Source organism: Paraburkholderia sp. SIMBA_030 (genome assembly GCF_046535245.1).
Taxonomy (GTDB): domain Bacteria; phylum Pseudomonadota; class Gammaproteobacteria; order Burkholderiales; family Burkholderiaceae; genus Paraburkholderia.
This window is the reverse complement of sequence record NZ_JAWRXB010000004.1, coordinates 305,538-327,358: the sequence shown is the minus strand read 5'-3', so window position 1 is coordinate 327,358 and position 21,821 is coordinate 305,538. Positions and strand designations below refer to the sequence as shown.

Below are 21,821 nucleotides of genomic sequence, written 5' to 3'. Positions count from 1 at the left end.
CGCCGCATTGGCGGTGAGCTACCCAAACTATTTGCCGAGTCCAACTCATCATGACTTTTGTTTTTCCGCCCGAAGCGCTCGTTGCTGTACCCGTTGCCGGCAGCGATGCTCAATTCGCGGTGCGCCGCGTCTATTGCGTTGGCCGCAACTACGCCGCGCATGCACGCGAAATGGGCTTCGATCCCGATCGCGAACCGCCTTTCTTCTTCTGCAAGCCGGCCGATGCCGTCGTGCCCGTCGCTTACGGCGAAACGCTCGAACTGGCTTACCCTTCGCAGACGCAGAACTACCACTACGAAGCCGAACTTGTCGCTGTGATTGGCAAAGGCGGCTCGGACATCCTGCTCGAACAGGCGCTCGATCACGTCTGGGGCTACGCGGTCGGCCTCGACATGACGCGGCGCGATCTGCAGATGAAGATGCGCGAAATGGGCCGTCCGTGGGAGATCGGCAAGGCGTTTGACCGCTCGGCGCCGATCGGGCCGATCCATCCGGCCAGCAAGGTCGGTCACTTCGACAACGCCGGACTGTGGCTGACGGTCAACGGCGAGACCAAACAGAAGAGCGACGTGTCGCATCTGATCTGGTCGGTTGCGGAGACGGTGGCGTATCTGTCCAGATTTTTCCGCCTCGAACCGGGCGATGTCATCTTCACGGGCACGCCCGAAGGTGTCGGTGCGGTGCAGAAGGGCGACACGATGAAGGTCGGTGTCGAACGTCTTGGCGAAGTAACGGTGCGTGTGGCCTGAGATACGTAACCTGCATTTGTCGGAGGTCTACCCGTGCAACTCCATAGCTTCTTCAACAGTTCGACGTCGTACCGTGTACGCATTGCGCTCGCGCTCAAGGGGATCGCGTACGAGACGCTGCCCGTCAATATTCGCGTGGGCGAACATCGCGCAACGGACTATGTGGCGAATGTGAATCCGTCCGCGTCGGTGCCCGCGCTCATCGACGGCGATTTCAGACTCGGCCAGTCGCTCGCGATCATCGACTACCTCGACCGGAAATACCCCGAGCCGCGCCTGATTCCGCTCGAACCGGTTCTGCGTGCGCGTGTGCTCGAGTTCGCCGCGCTGATCTCGTGTGACATTCATCCGCTCAATAACCTGCGGGTGTTGCGATATCTGGAAACGGAACTCGAAGTCACGCCGCAGCAGAAAAGCGCGTGGTACCGGCACTGGATTGCTCAAGGGATGGCGGGCGCCGAACGCATGATCGAACGTGCCAACCCAGGTCCGTGGTGCTTTGGCGCACAGCCGACGCTCGCCGATTTGTGCCTCGTGCCACAGATCGCTAACGCGCTGCGCATGGACTGCGATCTGAGTCCGCATCCGCGCTGTCTCGCGGTCTTTGAGCACGCGTCGAAACACCCGGCATTCGACGCCGCGCAGCCGCAGCGCCAGCCCGATTACATCGCGTGATTACATGGGATCGGAGTAAGCGCTAAAGCGCTAACTCTGGTCGACAGGAGACAAAACATGATTGAGACAGACACCAAAGGCCGGCGCGTACTCGTGATCGGCGGCGGTATTGGCGGCCTGGCTACCGCGCTCGCGCTCGCACGTCAAGGCATTCATATACAGCTGCTGGAGCAGGCTCCTGAGATTCAGGAAATCGGCGCAGGCATCCAGTTGGCCGCAAACGCGTTCAACGCGCTCGATGCACTGGGCGTCGGTGAGACGGCGCGCAACCGCGCCGTCTTTACGGACTACCTGAAACTGATGGATGCGCTTGACGCAAAAGAAGTCGTGCGGATCGACGTCGGCGCCCCGTATCGCACGCGCTTCGGCAATCCCTATGCGGTGATTCATCGTGCCGACATTCACCTGTCGATTCTCGAAGCCGTGAAGGATCATCCGTTGATCCAGTTCCGCACCAACACGCGGGTCCGCGAGCTCGACCAGCATGCCGGCGGTGTGACTGTCATCGATCAGAACGGCGAGCGGTACCACGCGGATGCCGTAATCGGTTGCGATGGCGTGAAGTCTGCGGTACGCAAGGCATTGATCGGCGACGAGCATCGCGTGACAGGGCATGTCGTGTATCGCGCCGTCGTTGAAGTCGAAAACATGCCGAAGGACTTGCAGATCAATGCGCCGGTGGTGTGGGCGGGCCCGAATTGCCACCTCGTGCACTACCCGCTGCGCGGCGGCAAACAATACAACCTCGTCGTCACGTTTCACAGTCGCGAGAAAGAAGAGTGGGGCGTGCGCGAAGGCAGCAAGGAGGAAGTGCTGTCCTACTTCGAAGGCATTCATCCGTTGCCGCATCAGATGCTCGACCGGCCGACTTCGTGGAAGCGCTGGGCGACGGCGGACCGGGACCCTGTCGAGCGCTGGAGCTATGGCCGCGCGACGGTGCTTGGCGACGCCGCGCATCCGATGACGCAATACCTGGCGCAAGGCGCCTGCCAGGCGCTCGAAGATGCCGTTACGCTGGGTGCCGCCGTCGCTGCGACCGATGGCGATTTCGAAGCCGCGTTCAAACTGTACGAGACAGCTCGTATTCCGCGCACGGCGCGCGTGCTCTATTCGGCACGTGAAATGGGCCGCATCTATCACGCGAAGGGCGTTGAGCGACAGGTTCGCAATTCCCTTTGGATCGGCCGCACGCAGGAGCAGTTTTACGACGCACTGCAATGGCTGCACGGCTGGCGCGCAGAAGAGTGCCTGAAGGGCATCATTTGAGATTCCACGCGGTACGCGGCAGCATCCTGCCCCGTTGGGCGACTGGAACTATGGGCAGCGCGACCGCGACGATCCGTCGTACAAGTACGGTCTCTAGCTTGGAAAGGCGCTTCGGCGGAACGGCTCGCCGAAGCGATCAAGTGGATCCGCAGCACCACTGCATAGCTGCGCCCAAACTGACTCTGGCCGAATAGTTCTTCGAGCGAAGACGGTCGAACCTGTGTTGATCGATTGTTGTCGTCACAGCAACGGAGAGTTAAAAAAGCAGTACTTACCCTAATGATTTTTTGCCCTTTAGACTGACCGCATTCGTGGCCGAGCAGGTTTCTTCGTAGCGCCACTAACAGAAATCATTGAGGTACTCGCGCAGGTCGAGAAAGCCGGCTATAACCCGCGCGACGCGATTCATTACCCGGAAAATATCCAGGCCGCTGAAGCAAAAGTGACGGTACAGAACGCCACAGCACAAGCAGGCGTTTCGGGATATGGCGGTGCCGCCAACGGAACGTCTCGTTCGGGTTCGGAAAACGGTATGTAATGGTGATGTGAGGGCGCGGGTCCACCAAGACCGCGTCGACAAAGAGCGTGGCCTGACGGTATCGATGACGGTATCACGCTCGCAAATCGTCTTCATTCGCTCGACCTTCACGATTTTTTCAGGCGGTCCACGTTTGGATTTTCCAATGCGGCCTGCCAAAAGCCGGTGATAGCCGGGACGAAAAATCGGTATCGCCGACGGTATCGACGCTTACGAAATCGCTGACAGCCCCCGCAATACAGGGGTTCAGCGGGCTATTTACAATCGAGTGGGTATGCTACTCACGCCTGCTTCCTCGATCCCGCTCCCGTCGCTGGCACGCTTAGCCGATCAATATAGTCGGCCCACTCCTGCATGACCCAGCGACGATCGTCGTCAAACGTTGTTCTATCGTAGGCCTTTTGCACATCGCCACGCTTGGCGTGCGCCAGTTGCGCTTCCAGTACATCGATATCCATACCGAGTCGTTCTCGTCCGACCGTACGAAGCATGCCCCTGAAACCATGCGTCGCGTGCTTTCCTTGAAATCCCATCTCCCGCAATGCCTTACTCAATGCGTCTCGATGTAAATGAGGAGTCTTTTGACGGGCAGGGGACGGAAAGACGTAGTACCCCTTGCCGGTAATTGACTGCAACTCGTTCAGGATGGCGATCGCCTGCGTTGGCAATGGCACGATGTGATCGTGCCGCATTTTCATCCGCTCGGCGGCAACATGCCATTCAGCTGTCTTGAGGTTCACCTCGTCCCACGGCACTGAGGCAACCACGCCGGCGCGAAGGCCGGTCAGCATGGTGAGCTTGAGGGCGGCGCGGGTAATGGGCGACTTGTAGGCATCGATGGCAAGAGCGAGCGGAGCGATGTCCGCAGGCTTGGTAATCGCTGGTATGTGGCCTTTCTTGTGGCGAGGCACAACGCCGCGGAGTGTTAACGCGGCGCCATCTTCGCGCAGTCCGTTCTGGACGGCGTAGGTCACGATGCCACCGACGTACTGCCGTGCTTTGGTCGCGAGGTTGGGCGCGTGAGAGGCAATCGCTTCGAGTACTGGCTTGACCTCTGGCGTGGTAAGCGTCGAGATGGGCTTGTTGCGGAGCGCGGGAGTCAGGTATTCGCGCACAACAAACTCCGCCTTCCGGTAGGTTTCGTCTGCCCATTCCTTGCGTTTGAAGTCGAGCCAGCGCTGGGCTACAAGATGGAAGGCGCCTTCGGCGGCGCGTTTGCGGGCGATGGACTCGGCCCGGCGATGTTCGACCGGATCGGTGCCTTCGCGCACAAGATTGCGCGCGGCAGTGGCCGACCGTCGGGCATCAACGAGGGTGATATCGGGGTAGGGGCCGAGGCTGAGGAAGTTCTCCTTGCCCGTACTCGGTCGTCGATAGCGGAACAGCCAGGTTTTGCTGCCGTCCGGCCAGATGCGCAAGGCCAAGCCATTCCCATCCGCGAGCAGGTAGGGGCGCTCGCGCGGTTTGGCGACGCGAAGTACCACTTCGGAGTTCGGTTCGACGCGTTTGGGCATGGCCTAACATCTCGATTCCGTGTATACGCAAAAATCGTCGATGTCAGTGGAACGCAAGGGAACTGCAGGGAACAAAAAACCCCGTAAGACTTTGATCTTACGGGGTTTCTCGGACTACTTCGGCTTACGCCGGAACAATTATTGGTGCCCAAGAGAGGACTCGAACCTCCACAGTGTTGCCACCGCTAGGACCTGAACCTAGTGCGTCTACCAATTTCGCCACCTGGGCAGGTGATGAACAGCAAAGAACGCTATTATAGCGACAGACTCAGGCCTGTCAAGCGTTTCTCAAAACGTGCTTAAACAGCGCGGCGGCCACGCCGCACCTGCCTCACAGCGACTATTGACCGGCCGCGTGGCGCGCAAGACGGGTGTTAGAATGCCTCGCAGTAGTTCGTTGGCACGGTGCACACGCCCGTCGGACTCAGACTTGAACGAGCCGGACCCGAGCAGTTATTCCAGTGCAATCGCAAGTGCAACTTAAGCGCATTTCAGACGCTTCTTAAGCCGAGCCACATCGCCGACCGACGTCCATGCAACGAGAAAAAATCATCGACAAGCCCTTGAGCAAATTTCCGTATCCGATTCCAAGCCGCGAAGAAATCCTGGGCGTCCTGCGCACGAGCGAAGCGCCGCTTGCCGCGAACGACATCGCCGAAGCCTTGTCGATCAAGCGCCAGGAGCGCGAAGGATTTTTCAAGCGCCTCGGCGCCATGGAGCGCGACGGCCAGATCCGGCTCGATCAGCGCAATCTCTATCAGCTGACCCATCCGTCGAACTTCGTCGCCGGCCGTGTGCAAGGCCACCGCGACGGCTACGGTTTCCTCGTGCGCGACGACGGCCAGGACGATCTGTTCCTGCCGACCGGCGAGATGCAAAAGGTCATGCACAACGATCGCGTGCTAGCGCGCATCGTCGGCTATGACCGCCGCGGGCGTCCGGAAGGGCATGTCGTCGAAGTCACGGATCGCGCCAACAAGCGCGTGATCGGGCGGCTGCTCAACGAGAATGGCGCGCTGATCGTCGCGCCCGAAGACAAGCGCATCGGTCACGACATCCTGATCACGCAGAACACCAAGAAGGCCAAGGTCGGCCAGGTGGTGGTGGTCGAACTCACCGATTTCCCTAGCCGTCATTCGCAGCCGCTCGGCCGCGTGGTGGAAGTGCTGGGCGATATCGACGACCCGGGCATGGAAATCGAAATCGCGGTGCGCAAGTACGGCGTGCCGCACGAATTCAGCCAGGCCGCGCTCGACGAAGCCGTCAAGCTCCCTGACGAAGTTCGCCCGGTCGACGCGCGTCATCGCATCGACCTGCGCGATGTGCCGCTGGTCACGATCGACGGCGAAGACGCCCGCGACTTCGACGACGCCGTCTATTGCGAGCCGGTTCAGGTCGGCCGCGGCGAAGGCTTCCGCCTGATCGTCGCGATCGCCGATGTGTCGCACTACGTGCACCCGAAGAGCGCGCTCGACGCAGACGCGATCGAACGCAGCACCTCGGTTTATTTCCCGCGCCGCGTGATTCCGATGCTGCCGGAGAAACTGTCGAACGGACTGTGCTCGCTCAATCCGCACGTCGATCGATGCGTGCTGGTGTGCGACATGATCGTCACCGCGCGCGGCGAGGTGAAGGCATATCAGTTCTATCCGGGCGTGATGCACTCGGTGGCGCGGCTGACCTACACGGAAGTGGCCGCGGTGTTGAAGAACACCAAGGGCCCTGAGGCCGCGCGCCGCGCCGCATTGCTGCCGCAGATGCAGAATCTGTACGGCGTGTACAAGTCGCTGTTCGCCGCGCGCCAGAAGCGCGGTGCGATCGACTTCGATACCACGGAAACGTACATCGTCTGCAATGCGCAGGGCAAGATCGAGCAGATCGTGCCGCGCACCCGCAACGACGCGCACAAGCTGATCGAGGAATGCATGCTGGCGGCGAACGTCTGCGCCGCCGACTTCCTCAAGCGCCACAAGCATCCAGGGCTGTACCGCGTGCACGCCGGGCCGACCGCCGAGAAGCTCGAGAATCTGCGCACTTTCCTGCGCGGCATGGGCCTTTCGCTCGGCGGCGGCGACACGCCGCACGCGAGCGATTACGCTGCGCTGATGGCGCAAATCCGCGAACGGCCCGACGCGCAGATGATGCAGACCATGCTGCTGCGCTCGATGCAGCAAGCCGTCTATAGCCCGGACAACATCGGCCACTTCGGTCTCGCGTACGAAGCGTATGCGCACTTCACGAGTCCGATCCGCCGCTATCCCGACCTGCTGACGCACCGCGCGATCTACGCGATCCTGCAAGGCCGCAAATATCAACCGGAAGCGCCGCACGGCGTCGATCTGAATACGGCGCTGTCGCCGCGTGCCCGCGCGATGCAGCAGGCCGACGACGAGAAGCGCGGCCGCACGCGATCGAACAACGTTGCGATCTGGGAAGAACTCGGCCTGCATTGCTCGGCCAACGAGCGTCGCGCGGACGAAGCGTCGCGCGACGTCGAAGCATGGCTCAAGTGCTATTTCATGCGCGACAAGCTCGGCGAAGAGTATGGCGGCATGGTGAGCGGCGTGACGTCGTTCGGCATTTTCGTGCAGCTCGACGCGCTGTTCATCGAAGGCCTTGTGCACGTCACCGAACTGGGCTCGGACTACTTCCAGTACGACGAGATCAAGAACGAACTGCGCGGCGAGCGCACCGGCATTCGTTATCGCCTGTCGGATCGCGTGCGGGTGCAGGTGAGCCGCGTCGATCTCGATGCGCGCAAGATCGACTTCCGCCTCGTGCGCGACACGCCGATCAAGCCGCCGACGAGTCGTCCGGGTCCGGCGCCGGCCGACAAGGTTTCCGGCGAAAACGGCGGCGCGCGCGTGCGTTCGTTGCCGCCGCTCGAAGGTGGGGCGGGCGGCGCGGCAGGCGCGGGTGGGCGGCGCAAGAAGGCCGCGCCGGCACAAACCGCGGCCGTCAAGGAAGCGCGCGCGGCGCGCGGCGCGGCGAAGAAGCATGGCGCGCCGGCCAAATCGGCGTCGAAGCCGGCACGCAAGAAGCGCTGAAGTCGCATGGTCGTTGAACCGCGCGCATCGGGTACGTCGTCACGTACCGGTTGCGCGCGGTCTGCATTTCGTCTGATCCATGTCGTACGCAGGCCATAACCAGACCGTATTCAAGTCGCACCCACGCTCGTATTCATCACAGCAGCGCGCGTTGAAGGCGCGCTCAATCAAAGGTTTTTCAGTCATGTCACGTCTCAAGGTTCTATACGGTTTCCACGCAGTGACCGCGCGTATGCGGCACGACGCGTCGACGGTCGAAGAGGTTTATTACGACGCGACGCGCAAAGACCGTCGCATGACCGAATTCCTGCATGCGGCGAAGGAAGCCGGCGTGCGTCTGATCGCCGCCGACGAAACGCGTCTGTGGGGCCTCTCGCATACCGAGCGGCATCAGGGCGTGGTCGCGCGCGCGGGCGACCTGCCGCTCGCACAGAACCTTGCCGAACTGCTCGACGGCATCAACGGTTCGCCGTTGATCCTCGTGTTGGACGGTGTGACCGATCCGCATAATCTCGGCGCCTGTCTGCGCGTCGCCGATGCTGCCGGCGCGCACGCGGTGATCGCGCCGCGCGATCGCGCAGTGGGTTTGAATGCGACGGCAGCCAAGGTCGCGAGCGGCGCAGCCGATACCGTCCCGTACATCACGGTGACGAATCTGGCGCGCGCGTTGCGCGAATTGAAGGACGCGGGCGTGTGGGTTGTCGGTACCGCCGGCGAAGCCACCAAGAGCCTCTACGAGGCTGAACTCGACGGTCCGGTCGCACTGGTGATGGGCGCCGAAGGCGAGGGCATGCGCCGTCTCACGCGCGATACCTGCGACGTGGTCATGCAGATCCCGATGGCCGGTACGGTCGAGAGCCTGAACGTGTCGGTGGCGAGCGGCGTGTGCCTGTTCGAAGCGGTGCGTCAGCGGTCGGTGAAGAAGTAAGCTCAAGGGGCGTCGGACCGGTTTCGGCGCAATGCCGCAGGCTCGACGCCCCAGTTTCAATCGCCGTCATCCGGCGCTCGCATGCCACTCCGGTAAACTTGTCGCTTTTACTGCTCGCCAGCATTTCCTATGACCCAAGACGAACTCAAGCAACTGGTCGGCCAGGCCGCCGCCGACTACGTGAACGCCAACGTGCCCGAAGGCGCAGTGATCGGCGTCGGCACCGGCTCCACCGCGAACTGTTTCATCGACGCGCTGGCTGTCGACAAGGCCCGCTATCGCGGTGCGGTGTCGAGCTCGCTCGCCACCACCGCGCGCCTGCAATCGCACGGCTTCAAGGTGTTCGACCTGAACGAAATCGATTTGCTGCCGGTGTACGTGGACGGTGCCGACGAGATCGACCACAGCGGTGCGATGATCAAGGGCGGCGGCGGGGCGCTGACGCGCGAGAAAATCGTCGCGTCCGTGTCGGACGTGTTCGTCTGCATCGCCGATGCGAGCAAACGTGTCGACGTGCTCGGCAACTTCCCGCTGCCGATCGAAGTCGTGCCGATGGCGCGCACCGCGATCGGCCGCCGCGTTACGGCGCTCGGCGGCGTGCCGGTGGTACGCGTGACGAAAGAAGGCGTGCCGTTCATCACCGACAACGGCAATGAGATCCTCGACGTCAAAGGTCTGCGGATCAGCGACCCGCGCACGCTGGAAATGCACATCAATGCATGGCCGGGCGTGGTGACGGTGGGTCTGTTTGCCGGCCGCGGCGCGGATTTATGCCTGCTCGGCACCGATACCGGCGTCGAGATCATCGAGTACAACAAGGGCTAACCCAGTCTAAGCCAGGCCTTTTAGCAGCCGCGTGCGCGAGCCTGTTTCAGCGCGCGGCTTGCCCGATGGCCTGCGTCATCCGTTGTAAATACTGATCCACCGAAAACGCGTTTTGCGCATCGGCGAGCGCCTGCGCCGCGAGGTGCTGCGCGAGTGCCGGCTCGGCGCGCAACGTTTCGATCGCATCGGCTAACTCGGCCACATCGCCGGGTTTCACCAGCCAGCCGTTGTGCCGGTGCCGCACGATCTCGGTCACGCCGCCGGCGGCCGCGGCGATCACCGGCCGCGCCGCCACCATTCCTTCGACGATCACCCGGCCGAACGGCTCGGGTTCGGTCGAAGTGTGCAAGATGACGTCCATCGCTTTCATCCATGCGGGCACGTTGTCCTGAAAGCCTGCGAAGTGCACGCGATCCGCAATGCCCAATTGTTTGGCCTGCTGATGAAGACGCTGCGCGTATGCGTCCTCGCCGAATAGCGGCGCGCCGACCAGCACCAGATGCACGCCAGGCAGCCGCGCCAGCGCGTCGAGTGCAATGTGCTGACCTTTCCACGGTGCGAGGCGGCCGAATAAACCTGCGAGCCACGCATCCTCAGGCAAGCCCAGATGCCGGCGCAGCGCGGCCATCTTCGTGCCGTCGACGCGGCTGAATGCGTCCGCATCGATGCCGTTGTAGATGACCGGAACCGTATCGGGCGCGACGCCCGTTAGCGCCGCCAGCGACTGCGCCGACGCCTTCGAATTCGCGACAACCTGATCGACCGCGAAACGCACCAGCCACTTGACCACGCTCAATTGCACACGCCCGAAGTGCGCGCGCGTCAGGATGTCGTGCTGATACCAGATCACCGGTTTGCGATGCAGCGGTTTGCCGAGCGCGCCGAGCACCAGCGCCTTTTGTGTGTTGAGAAACAGCACGTCGAAGTCGCACGCCCGCGAGGCGATTGCGCGTACCTGGCGCAGGATGCCCGGCACGGCGCGCAGACAATTCAAACCGGAGCCTTGCCGCACGATGCCTGATACGTGCACATCGTTCAGCACCTCCACGCGTGCGCCGAGCGCTTCGAGCCGCGCACGAAACGGGCCGTCGGAGAGCAGCACGACCTGGCTGCGCGAGGTGCAGCTTCCCGCCAGTTGCAACAGCGCGAATTCAGCGCCGCCGAGCTGGCCGCTCTGATCGACGAACAGCACACTCGGCATCGCGGGCGCGAGCGTTGTGGGTGTCACGGGTGTCGAAGGTGTGGCGGGTGTATCGATCGAAGCTGGCTGAACCAGCGGCAACGAATGGGCAAGTGGAGAGGCGTCGATCGTCGGTCGCATAGGATGGCGAAGTAATTGAGGCGCCACTTCGCAGGAGGCGAATGGCGAGTCTTTATTATTCGTGGACTGTCGCGCCTCGAATGTGGGCATGCGCACGCACAGCAAACGAAGCGCCACATACACTCGATCCTACGGCTACGGGTCGTTTCTCTATAGGTAACAAGATTATGAAAGTGGCGATCGTGCACGACTGGCTCGTCGCGCCCGGTGGGGCGGAGAAAGTGCTCGAACAGATCATCGAGTGCTTTCCCAATGCCGATCTATTCAGCCTCGTTGATTTCTTCGAAGACCGCAGACCCCTCGGCGGCAAGCCCGTCACGACCTCGTTCATCCAGCGCCTGCCGTTTGCGCGGCGCCGCTATCGAGCGTATCTGCCACTGATGCCGCTTGCAATCGAACAGTTCGATCTATCGACTTACGACCTCGTTATCACCAGTTCCTATGCGGTAGCCAAAGGCGTGCTGGTCGGCCCCGATCAGACGCACGTGAGCTATGTGCATTCGCCCATGCGCTACGCGTGGGATCTGCAACACCAGTATCTGCGCGAGGCGAAACTGACGCACGGGCTGCGCTCATGGGCGGCGCGCGCGCTGCTGCATTACCTGCGCGGCTGGGATTCTCATTCGGCGAACGGCGTCGATCGGCTGATCGCCAATTCGCAGTTCGTCGCGCGCCGCATGATGAAAACTTATCGGCGCGATGCGGCGGTGATTCCGCCGCCAGTCGACGTGCACCGATTCGAAATGTGCACGCACAAGGAAGACTTCTATCTGACCGCCTCGCGGATGGTGCCGTACAAGCGCATTGATCTGATCGTCGAAACCTTTACCGCGACGCCCCACCGCAAGCTGATCGTGATCGGCGATGGTCCGGAGATGGCGGTGATTCGCGCCAAGGCCGGTCCGAATGTGACGATTCTCGGCTATCAACCGTTCACGGTTCTCCGAGATCATCTGCAACGTGCGAGCGCTTTCGTATTCGCCGCCGAAGAAGACTTCGGTATCGTTGCGCTCGAAGCGCAGGCATGCGGCACGCCGGTGATCGCGTTCGGCAAGGGCGGGGCGCTCGAAACGGTGGTGCCGGTCGGCGAGGCGCATCCTACCGGCGTATATTTCGCACGCCAAACGGTTGTGTCGATGCTCGATGCGATCGACCGCTTCGAACGCCAGCGTGAACAGATCACGCCGGCTGCGTGCCGCGCGAATGCCGAACGTTTTTCGGCGGCGGTGTTCCGGCGCGCCTTCATGAGCGAAGTAACGCGCACGATCGCGGCGTCGGGTGGGCGTCCACAGGTGGCGATGGAACGGACTGAACACGAATTCGCCGCCGAAGATATCGCCTGGTCCGGCGATATAGTTCAGGAAAACCTCTGGGGACGTTGACGCAAGACGAGTTCGATCGTGTCCGCCTTGATCGCCGGCGTCGTTAGCGAGTCGTCTCCGGGGTGAAGTTTACTATCGTGTTATTCGTGCATTGGGAACTTCGCAATACGCGAATAAAAAATGGCTTCCGTTGTACCGTAGCAAAGCGCTGCTGGTCGCTCGGACTATGCCGTCCGGCCGACCATCGGTGCCGATCCACTCCATTCAGCCTTGCAGGCAGAGCGTGCATGTCCGATGCACGAATCGTTGCGAGGAAAGATGATGCGGGTCATTTCGAAGCAAGCGTTGCATTGACGCATGCGGAATACGACCTTTGGACGAGGAAGAATTTAAAGTCATGGATGCCGATCGCCTCCCGGGAGCTTTTCCCGACATCGCTCAGACCTGGGCTACGCTGCAAACCCAGTTGGCCCTCACACCCATTCGCAGCGAGCAGGATTATCAGAAGATGGTCCAGGTAGCCAATGAACTCGCCGATCACCTGAACGGCAACGCGGAAGACCCGCTTGCCGATCTGTTCGCGATCGTCGCCGACCTGATCGAGGGTTGGGAAGCCAACAACGTGACGATCCCGAAAGCGGAGCCGCGCGAGGTCTTGCGGCATCTGCTGGAAACGCATGGGCTCAAGCAAAAGGATCTGATGGGAATCGCCTCGCCCACCGTGGTAAGCGATATTCTCGCGGGCCGCCGCGCGATCAGCAAGAAGGTCGCGAAAGCACTGGCCGTGCGTTTTCATACCGACGTCAGCGCGTTTCTGTAAGAGCGGCACATACCGCCGCGTCAATCCCACATCAACTTCGCTTCCGATCCGCCCACATAAACCGTGTGCCAATGCGAAAGGGGCTGCGCCTGATCCAGGCGCAGCCCCTTTTCGTCAGTACGGTAGCGCGATCTATTGTGGCGCTTGCGGAGCTTGAGGATCGAGCGGATCGCCGGCGGAGTAGGTGTACGCATACGCGTAGTCATACGTACCGTTCCTGTTGCGGCTCTTCAACGGCACCGCATTCATCACGCCGCCCACCACCCGGGCACGCGCACGCCGCAGTTTCTTCAGCGAGTCAGTCACGTTGTGTTCGGAGTGCATGCCGGCACGCATCACCAGCACCGTCGAGCCGGCGATATTGGCGACCACCGCGGCATCGGCAACGGCCAGCAGCGGCGGCGTATCGACGATCACCAGGTCGAACTCCTGCTCGAAGCGCGCAAGAATTTCGCTGAAGCGCGACGAAGTCAGGATCTCGGACGGGTTCGGCGGATAAGCACCCGCCGCGATGAAGTGCAAGCCGTCGACGCCCGTGGCTCGAGCCGCGACTTTCAGATCCACCTGGCCGATCAGCAGTTCGGTCAAGCCGCCATTGGGCGAGCGGCCGAAATATTGCGCGAGCCGGCCGCGCCGCAGATCGGCGTCGATCAGCAGCACGCGCTTGCCGGACTCGGCGATCAGCGCCGCGAGGTTCGCGCACAGAAAGCTCTTGCCGTCCGAAGGCGCCGGGCTTGTGATCGCCACCACCCGGTTGGGCGCATCGACCAGGCCGAATTGCAGCGTGGCGCGCAGTCCGCGCAAACCTTCCACCGTCATATCGTACGGATGCGTCTTCACCAGCAGCGAGCGCATCGGCGTCCTGGCCGACGGGATGACGGTTTGCGTGCCGACCGGCACGCGCGCGCCCTTGGCCGCCGCCGTGCGCGGCCGGATCAACCGCTGGATGCCGGATGGCGTCGCGGGCAGGGCCGGCACTTCGGCCGGCCGCGAACTCGGCGCGGGCAGCGCCGCGCCGCGGGTGGCGCTCAACAGCCGGTCGCTGCGCGCCTGTTCCGGGCTGAAGGTGATCGAACCGAAGATCGGTAGCTGGAAGCGGCGTTCGACGAACTCCGGATCGGACACGCCGGTAAGGAACGTGCGGCGGCAGAACGCGAACAGAATGCCGGCGATGATGCCGAGCACCGTGCCCGCCGAAATGATTAGCGCCGCTTTCGGCCGCACCGGCTGGGACGGCAGCAAGGCCTGATCGATGATGTGCACGTTGCCGATTGTGCCGGCACGCGAAATCGACAGCTCCTGGGTTTTGTTCAGCAGTGCAACGTAGATTTCTTCGGCGACTTTCGCATCGCGCTGCAAGGCGAGGGCGTCGCGCTCGGAACTCGGCAGCGTCGTGAAGTGCTGTTCGAAGCGCGCCTTTTCGCTTGTCATCGCCGCCAGTTGCGCATCGACCTGTTGCACTTCCGGGCTCTCCGCGGTGAAGCGCTGCAGTAGTTGCGCACGCATGATGCGCAGCGACGCAATCTGCTTTTCGTAGTCCAGACCGCCGGCGAGGTACACGCCGGCTTCCTGGGTCGGCTGGAACGAACCGACCCGTGACTGGTATTCGGACAGCGCAGTCTCCGCCCTTTTCACCTCGGTACGCAGACGCGGCAGTTCGCTGTTCAGGAAGCTCAGCATGTGGCTCGCTTCTTCCTGCGCGCGTTCGGTGCGCTGTTTAAGATACGACGCCGCCACCGCGTTGGTGATCGCGGTGATCGCGTGCGGATCGGTGCCCATGTACGACAGTTGCACGACACCGGTTTCACGGCCTTTCTCCGACACCTGCAGACCGGACGAGAGGGCGGATACCGCATCGAGCTGGTTGAAGCGCGTGACGTAGAACTCGGTGCCCGGACGCGCCACCAGCGTCTTGACGAACAACGTGACGTCGTTGCCGCTCGCTTCCTGGCCGGCCACGCCGGTCAGGATCCGTTTGCCGAACGAGTCGAGCAGTTCGTAGCGTCCGTAGTCGAGCACGCGCAGCGTCAGCTGCGCGCCTTCGAGCGACTTGGCCACCGCGATCGAATCGACCTCGAATTGCTCGCCTCCCCACGCATAGGAGTTCATGCCGAACGCCGCGCCGAGCGGGCGGCCCGGATGCGTGAAAAGCGCCGAGATCCTGCCGAGCACAGGCATGGTCTTCGGCACCACCATGAAGTTCAGCTTGAATTGCTCGACCACCGGTTCGACCACCGCGCGGCTCTTGATGATTTCGATTTCCGCCTGGGTGTGCGTCGCACCGATCGACGGCATGAGCGCCAGCATGGTCTGACTCGGCGTGGCGTTGGCGTTCTGCGCTTCGACCTGTAGCAGTGCATCGGCGGAGTAGATCGGCGTCGCGATCCTCGTGTACATCACCGCGGCCAGGATGACGCAGCCGGCAATGCCGATTACCCACCCGATCTGATCGACGATAATGCGCAACAGGTCCCGCATCACTGCGTCCTCGTCGCTGCCCGGTGCCGGTCCGTGGTCCGGCATGTCGTACGTACTCATATAGATACTCCGTAGCGATCGTTTTACTTGGACAACTGCCATGTGTAGAACAAGGTTTGCAGGGTCGGCGTGATCTGTTCGAGTGCGCGGTTAAAGCGGGCGGCGTTCGAGACTTGCACGTACACCACGTCCTTGGGCTGTAGTTCGAACTTGGTCATCAGCATCAACGCGTCGACCTGCGTCATGTCGAGCTGATAGACGTCGGGCGTGAGCGTCTTGTCGGCGCCGCGCACCACGTAGACGAAACGCGGGTCGCCGGTTTTGACGTCGAGGCTGCCCGCGCCGGTCAGCGCGTCGGCGAGCGTCAGGCGGCCGCGGTTCATCGGCAGCGAGGTCGGCTTGTTGACCTCGCCGAGCACGAAGACGCGGCTGTTGGAACGGTCCGGCACGTCGATGATGTCGCCGTCCTGCAGCAATACGTTCTGTTGCGGATCGCCGGTTTCGAGCAGCGCGGCGACGTCGACCGTGTAGCGCTTGCCGTCGCGCGTGACGCCGACGTTTTGCAGATCCGCGTCGGCCAGTGCGCCGCCCGCGCGATTGATCGCGTCGAGCACGGTCAGCGGCGTGTCGGTGATCGCTTCCGAAGCGGGCGTGCGCAGGTTGCCGGTCACCTGCACCGACTGGCTGTTAAAGCCCGATACGCGCACGTCGAGTTGCGGATTGCGGATCGTCCTCGCCAGGCTCTTTGTCAATTCCTGCTGGACCTGCTGCGCGGTCATCCCGACCACTTTGATGCGGCCCACGCGCGGGAAGAAAATCGTGCCGTTGTTGGCGACCCGCACGGTCAGTCCGCCTTCGCCGCCGCCCGACAGCGGCGGCGCGATCGGTGTCGCACCTTGTGTCTGCGTCGGTCCCGGCGACGGCGCCGTGCCGCTGCTGCCCGCCGGCAGAGGCGGCGCACCGGCCGCCGTGCCCGAGCCGATAGCCGTCAGTTCCGGGTGATCCCAGACGATGATGGTCAACTGATCGCTGATCCCCAGGTGATAGTCATACAAGCTGCGCGTTGTCGGCGTCAGGCACTGCAACGGACAGACCGCCGGCACGGCGGCCGCGCGCTGCTGGCGAAAATAGCCGACATCGATCGCGCGGACCGGAAATTTTTCGGTCTGTTGCGGCGGAGGGGGCGGCTCCAGCCGTTTGGTGTCCAGATAAGGTCCCGGCGCCAATGAGCAGGCGCATAGCGATGCGGCCGCGAGCCCTGCGGCAATGGTTTTGATATTCATTTTGTGGTCCCTCGCGTGAAACGATGCGCTGATCGGATCGGTCAGCGTGCCGCCTCCTGCCATGCCCCGCGCATTGCGCGTAAACCGACTCGCCATTTGCGAAGCGCGAGCGCCACGCCGCCGCTCTCGAATGCCAACGACAATGCGCGCAGGAACCCCGGATCAGCGCGATCGCCGATCAGCGTCGAGTAAGCGACGAACGCCCATCGGCCAGGCGGCGTCAGGTATTCGCACATGATGAGTCGGAGATTGAATGACGCGTTATAGAAAGCTGTGTCGTTGAATGTGTCACGCTGGTCCTCGTCGCTGCGCTGGGCCGGGAAGTGCTCAACCAGCAACGACGGGTCATAGATCAAGGTCCAGCCGCGCCGCTGCACGTCGAGGCTGAAGCCCATTTCGCAATGCACCTGCGCGCCGGTGCCGCGCAAGCGCCCGTCGAAACGCAGCGTGCCGATCGCCTCGCGGCGAAACGCCATGTTGACGCCCTTGAGCACTTGCACTTCGCGCGCCGCGCCGTGGCCGATATGGTGATTGCCGATGGCGCGGCCATACCAGCGCACGAGCCCCACGCGCGGCTTCTGCCCCTGCAGAATGCCGTTGCGTTCATGCACGATGTCGCGTCCGCCCAGACCGCCGAGAGACGCATCGTTTTCGAAGGCGAGGGCGATCCGTTCGACCCAGTCCGGGTGCGGCGCGGCGTCGTCGTCGGTGAAGCAGAGCACGTCGCCGCTGGCGCTTTCGATACCCAGGTTGTAGGCGGCCACCACGCCCGGCGTGCGCACCAGCACGATCCGCGTGTCCGGCCGGTTTGCTTCGCGCGTGCGCAGCCAGTCGAGCGTCGTGTAATCGTCGTGACGTGCGATCACGATCACTTCGTCTGCGCGGCGCTGCTGCGCGTCGAGTGCCGCCAGGCAGCGCGCCAGATCGGCGGTGCGCCGGTAGGTCGGCACGATCACGGAGACTTTCACGTCCAGTGAGCGAGCAGCCTGTCCGCGATCACAAAGAGTGCGTCGAGACATCGAGCAGTATTCCTAAGCATAATGAGTTGCCGGGTAATCAAAAAGAATGCAGCGCCTACTCGACGGTTTCAGCCTGACGCAGGCGTGGCAGAAGGCGGTCAAATTCGCGTTTGACGAGGCCATAGCATTCGCAGGCGCGCGCTTCGAGGCCCTTGCGGTCGAGCACCTTGATGTGGCCGCGGCTGTGATGAATCAGGCCTTCGTCGTGCAGCTTGCCGGCCGCTTCGGTGATGCCTTCGCGGCGCACGCCGAGCATGTCGGCGATCAGTTGCTGGGTTACCGTCAGGTCGTTCGAATCGACCCTGTCCACTTCGATCAGCAGCCACCGGCAAAGCTGCTTGCTCAGCGCGTGGTGGCGATTGCAGGCAGCCGTCTGCGCGACTTGCGTGAGCAGGGCGTGCATATACAGCAGCATCAGGCGGCGCAGGAAATCGGAGCGGGCGAATTGCTGCTTGAGCGCCTGTGCGCTCGTCCGGTACGCGAAGCCGGCGCATTGGACCTGCACGCGATTCGGCATGGTTTCGCCACCGGTGAGCACCGGCACGCCGGTCATGCCTTCGCGGCCGACCGCGGCGATTTCGACCGAGCTGCCGTCTTCCATCGTCGAGAGCATCGAGATGATTGCCGTGGTCGGGAAGTAGACGTGATGGATGCGCTGGCCGGAGTCGCACAGCAACTGCTCGGTACGCAGATGGACCAGCTCGAGGTGAGGCGCAAGTGCTTGCCATTCGTGGGACGGCAATGCACCGAGCAAATGGTTGCCGTGCAGGTCTGATTGAAGTGTCAACATGATCGGTCCTCTTGTGAAGTCACGCGCCGCGCGCCTTCCAGTTTTTTTGATCCGATGCCTGCATCCATTAAAACAACGCGCCGCCTGGCGAGTAGCGAAGGATGAGCAGGAACGGCCCCGTATTGGCCTGATGCGCCACCGCCCCTCCTTGTCGATCTCGTCCGGGCGACGCCGTGTTGCGCTATCTCTTTAGCGAGGAGCGTGCCAACCGTAGGGGAAACGAGGGCTGGTGCGGCGCAACGAAGCAGGCCTTAGCGGTGCGCGAAGCGAAACGTGGCTTTTTGTTTCAAATATGTACAGCGCGTCCCGCCTGGCAGAGGGGGCAGTCCAGTATCTTTATTCGACTCAAATCCTTGACCAGATTGGCCTGGCTGCCGCTGCGAGCGTCTTTCCGGGTGGCGTCGCAGGTATGAGACAGCCTTGGCAGGTGGGCTGCAAAGGGGCGTCCCGGATGTGCCGGAATTGATTCAGTTGTGTTCCACAGATTGCATACGGCGCTTACGGATCGCTTTTTTGGCGACTGGGAAGTCGCGAAAAAACCGACAGTGACGCATGAAAACAAACAAACGGATGCGCGCATTGCGAGGCGTTAAGCGTATTGCGAAGGGACGGTTAGCTCAGGGGAGACAGTCAACCGTAGAACGTGGCGGAAATCGCATTGATTGCGCGCACTTCGCCGGCGGGCGCCACGCATGTTGCGTCAGCTGTAAACGCCGCGCTCGATGCACACGCAACGAGTTGAGCCGAGGGGATGAGCGGCACAGTCACAGAACGGTTCGGCGGCAGATGGAACCAGTCATGCGCGGCCCGGTAGTGCATGTCGACGATATGAACGAAGCGCGCGAAACGCTTTGCTTCGATGACTAGTTGCCAGTTGTCGCCGGCGCGCTCGGCAGTCACCGTTAAACCCAGTTCGTGGCGTTCGCCGACGCGCCGCTCCGGCAGATGAAACGCTTCCGCCAGAACCCGACCGCTGGCCGGATCGCGCAGTGTCGCAATCGTGACATCATGCGCGCGCGGGCCGAAGCGGTACGCGTGCGTGAAGTCGAAGAACTGGCCGAGGCACTCGGCTGCGCCGATTTGCTCCGCGCAGTGCGGCGCCAGCTCGACCGCTCGGCTCGCGGACGCTACCTTGACGCAACCGTCGCGCAGGCACACTAGATCCAGTTGCGCGTGCAACGCTTGCGCACGCTCGTTCAGTAAATGAATAGCGAGGCCGTTGAGGCCTTCGTCGATCATGACCAGCTGCACGGGCTGCAGTGTCTGCGCGAGGCCGTACCAGGCGCTTTTGGGTCGTCCTGTGGCGTCGATCAGGCCCCAGCCCGCGCCGGGCCGCAGATCCTGAAACTGCCAGACCAGCGCGCCGCCGCATGGCGAGCCGGCGCTGCGCCACTCGGCGAACACGTCGCTCATCAGTTCGGCGACCACCGCGCGCGACAGGTCCAGATAGCGTTGCGGGTCCTCGTAACGCAGCCGCGCCGGTTCGACACCATATAGCGCCTGAAGGTAGTAGTCGCGCACGTCGTCGAAATCCCAGCCGGCGCCGGGGTCGCGCGGCACGGCGGCCTTCCAGCGAGGATCGTGCACGTGCATCGTGCCGAGCGCGTCGTGCAAGGTGGCGTCGTCGGGCACGTTGGCGAACGCGAGGCACTCGGCGGCGAAGCGCACCTGTGAGCGGCGCACGTCGTCGAGCGGACGCTGATAGGCGCCGACGCCGTAGTAATGCGTGATGCCGGTATTAGTCGAAAACGGCCAGACGCCACCCGAGGGTGAGTTGCTGACATACGGCACGTCCGGCCGCTCGCGTGCCGCGATCGCCGGCAACTGTCCGGTGAACAAGGGTTGCGTGCGCATCGAAGCCGGCAGGCCCAGCATGGCCGCCTGCTGGTCGGCTTCGCTGCCGCCGCACAGCACCGCGAGCGACGCGAAACGCCGCGTGCGGGTCAGGAACTGGCTGGCTTCGCGCTCGATCGACGCGCTGAAAGCGGCGTCGGTCGGGTAGTCGAAATTCGCCAACGCGAAGTCTTGCCAGATGAGGATGCCGTACTCGTCGGCGAGCGCGTAGAACGCATCCGACTCGTACACCATGGTGCCGCCCACGCGCAGCATGTTCATTCCCGCCGCGCGCGCGAGTGCAAACGCGTGGTGCAATTGCTCGCCGGTGCCGCTCAGGGTAACGAGATCCGCGCTGGTCCAGCAGGCGCCGCGGCAGAACACCGGCGTACCGTTGACGCGCAGCGCGAAGCCCGCACCGTCCGCGCCATGGTCTACTTCAATGCGGCGAAAACCGACCGATCCCAATGGTTGGGTTATCGGGCGCTCGTCATCGAGCTGCAACATCAGCGGATATACAGTCGGCGTGCCATGCGTATGCGGCCACCAGCGTTCGGCCTGCGGCACGCGCACGCTGCCGGTCAGCGTATAGGCATCGCGCCATTGCAAGGACGAAACGAGCCCGCCGCAATTCAACGAGGCGCAACTCGCCGCGCTGTCGTGCGGATGAACAAAACGTAGCGTGAGCGTAACAACGCCGTCGTCGCCGTCGAGGCGGCTCACGAGATCGACAGTGTCGAATGCGTGCGGCGCATCGCTGAGCAGTTCGACCGGCCGCCACGGTCCGACCGCTTGCACAGGCGGACACCAGCCGGGCATATGGCCGAGCAGGGTGGTGCGCAGGTTGCGCAAGGTCGGCGGCGAAACGAGACGTGGCCGCCAGCGCGCGCGTGAGCGCTTTTCCGCCAACGCCGGCGTGAGAGAGCGGAAGCATAGGGCGAGCGTCGCGCTGCCGTGCAGTTCGATGTCGAGATCGTGTGCGACGAACATCGAATCGGAATCGAGCCGCCTGGTGCCGTCGAGCCAGACCTCGGTGAGCGTCGCGAGCCCGTGCAGACGCAAGCGGCGTTTACCCGTGCCTGTCAGCGTCAGCCGGTACCAGTGATCGTCGAAGGCGAGCGGCGGCGGATGGGCAGCGTCGAAGAGGCCCGCCGCACGGCGCGCACTCGCGACCGTACCCGGCACTGGCGCGCCGAGCCAGCCATCCACCGGCAAGTCGGCGGGTGACGCACACGCACCCGCAGGCGTGCTGACGCACTGCCAGCCCGTGTCGAGCCGCTGTGGCCAGCAATCCTGTGCCGTTAACCCGACAGCGGTCCCGGCGATCCCAGTCGGGCCGGCGGGCACGAGCGGGGCGGCATCGGGCGCTGCGTCGGTCATCAGTGCATCCACGGCGAGTCCCTGCGGCTAGGG

The 21,821-nt window shown here is 63.0% G+C and carries 15 protein-coding genes, 1 tRNA gene and 1 pseudogene; 9 read left to right on the top strand and 8 right to left on the bottom strand.

Annotated features, from left to right (window positions below; translation table 11 throughout):
• Positions 1-50 precede the first annotated feature (50 nt).
• The 4 genes and pseudogenes from SB772_RS09020 to SB772_RS09005 all read left to right on the top strand — a co-directional run.
• Positions 51-749: a fumarylacetoacetate hydrolase family protein gene (locus SB772_RS09020; protein WP_410832909.1), complete on the top strand. Its 699-nt coding sequence runs from the start codon at positions 51-53 to the stop codon at positions 747-749.
• A 33-nt stretch (positions 750-782) separates the two neighbouring features.
• Positions 783-1,424: a maleylacetoacetate isomerase gene (maiA, locus tag SB772_RS09015; RefSeq protein ID WP_410832908.1), complete on the top strand. Its 642-nt coding sequence runs from the start codon at positions 783-785 to the stop codon at positions 1,422-1,424.
• Between the two features lie 57 nt (positions 1,425-1,481).
• Entirely contained in the window at positions 1,482-2,690 is a 1,209-nt protein-coding gene (locus tag SB772_RS09010; RefSeq protein ID WP_410832907.1) for a 3-hydroxybenzoate 6-monooxygenase, read from the top strand.
• A 337-nt stretch (positions 2,691-3,027) separates the two neighbouring features.
• Positions 3,028-3,228, top strand: a pseudogene (locus tag SB772_RS09005) (hypothetical protein); the annotation flags it as partial.
• A 281-nt stretch (positions 3,229-3,509) separates the two neighbouring features.
• Here SB772_RS09005 and SB772_RS09000 read toward each other — a convergent pair.
• Entirely contained in the window at positions 3,510-4,742 is a 1,233-nt protein-coding gene (locus SB772_RS09000; protein WP_410832906.1) for a tyrosine-type recombinase/integrase, read from the bottom strand.
• A gap of 142 nt (positions 4,743-4,884) precedes the next feature.
• Positions 4,885-4,971 (bottom strand) — tRNA-Leu (locus tag SB772_RS08995).
• A 304-nt stretch (positions 4,972-5,275) separates the two neighbouring features.
• Here SB772_RS08995 and rnr point away from each other — a divergent pair.
• From rnr to rpiA, 3 genes are all read left to right on the top strand, one after another.
• Positions 5,276-7,789 (top strand): ribonuclease R, encoded by a 2,514-nt coding sequence (rnr, locus tag SB772_RS08990; RefSeq protein WP_410832905.1) that lies wholly within the window; start codon positions 5,276-5,278, stop codon positions 7,787-7,789.
• A 184-nt stretch (positions 7,790-7,973) separates the two neighbouring features.
• Entirely contained in the window at positions 7,974-8,717 is a 744-nt protein-coding gene (gene rlmB / locus SB772_RS08985) for a 23S rRNA (guanosine(2251)-2'-O)-methyltransferase RlmB (protein ID WP_410832904.1), read from the top strand.
• 129 nt (positions 8,718-8,846) lie between these two features.
• Entirely contained in the window at positions 8,847-9,542 is a 696-nt protein-coding gene (rpiA, locus tag SB772_RS08980) for a ribose-5-phosphate isomerase RpiA (RefSeq protein ID WP_410832903.1), read from the top strand.
• Between the two features lie 46 nt (positions 9,543-9,588).
• On the opposite strand, the gene SB772_RS08975 is transcribed toward rpiA, so the two are convergent.
• On the bottom strand, positions 9,589-10,863 hold the full coding sequence (locus tag SB772_RS08975; RefSeq protein ID WP_410832902.1) for a glycosyltransferase: 1,275 nt from the start codon (positions 10,861-10,863) through the stop codon (positions 9,589-9,591).
• 167 nt (positions 10,864-11,030) lie between these two features.
• Between SB772_RS08975 and SB772_RS08970 the strand changes: the two genes are divergently transcribed.
• Together SB772_RS08970 and SB772_RS08965 are read left to right on the top strand one after the other, a co-directional pair.
• On the top strand, positions 11,031-12,245 hold the full coding sequence (locus SB772_RS08970; protein WP_410832901.1) for a glycosyltransferase family 4 protein: 1,215 nt from the start codon (positions 11,031-11,033) through the stop codon (positions 12,243-12,245).
• A gap of 337 nt (positions 12,246-12,582) precedes the next feature.
• Positions 12,583-13,005: a helix-turn-helix domain-containing protein gene (locus SB772_RS08965; RefSeq protein ID WP_410832900.1), complete on the top strand. Its 423-nt coding sequence runs from the start codon at positions 12,583-12,585 to the stop codon at positions 13,003-13,005.
• A 132-nt stretch (positions 13,006-13,137) separates the two neighbouring features.
• Here the strand turns inward: SB772_RS08965 and SB772_RS08960 are convergent, their stop codons facing one another.
• From SB772_RS08960 to SB772_RS08940, 5 genes are all read right to left on the bottom strand, one after another.
• Positions 13,138-15,543, bottom strand: a complete 2,406-nt coding sequence (locus tag SB772_RS08960; RefSeq protein ID WP_410832899.1) for a polysaccharide biosynthesis tyrosine autokinase — start codon at positions 15,541-15,543, stop codon at positions 13,138-13,140.
• A gap of 23 nt (positions 15,544-15,566) precedes the next feature.
• On the bottom strand, positions 15,567-16,766 hold the full coding sequence (locus SB772_RS08955; RefSeq protein ID WP_410832898.1) for a polysaccharide biosynthesis/export family protein: 1,200 nt from the start codon (positions 16,764-16,766) through the stop codon (positions 15,567-15,569).
• Positions 16,767-16,807: 41 nt separating this feature from the next.
• Positions 16,808-17,785 (bottom strand): glycosyltransferase family 2 protein, encoded by a 978-nt coding sequence (locus SB772_RS08950; RefSeq protein WP_410832897.1) that lies wholly within the window; start codon positions 17,783-17,785, stop codon positions 16,808-16,810.
• Positions 17,786-17,840: 55 nt separating this feature from the next.
• Positions 17,841-18,575 carry a Crp/Fnr family transcriptional regulator gene (locus SB772_RS08945; RefSeq protein WP_410832896.1) on the bottom strand — a complete coding sequence of 245 codons (735 nt, stop codon included), beginning with the start codon at positions 18,573-18,575 and terminating at the stop codon, positions 17,841-17,843.
• Between the two features lie 630 nt (positions 18,576-19,205).
• Positions 19,206-21,788: a glycosyl hydrolase 2 galactose-binding domain-containing protein gene (locus SB772_RS08940; protein ID WP_410832895.1), complete on the bottom strand. Its 2,583-nt coding sequence runs from the start codon at positions 21,786-21,788 to the stop codon at positions 19,206-19,208.
• Positions 21,789-21,821 lie beyond the last annotated feature (33 nt).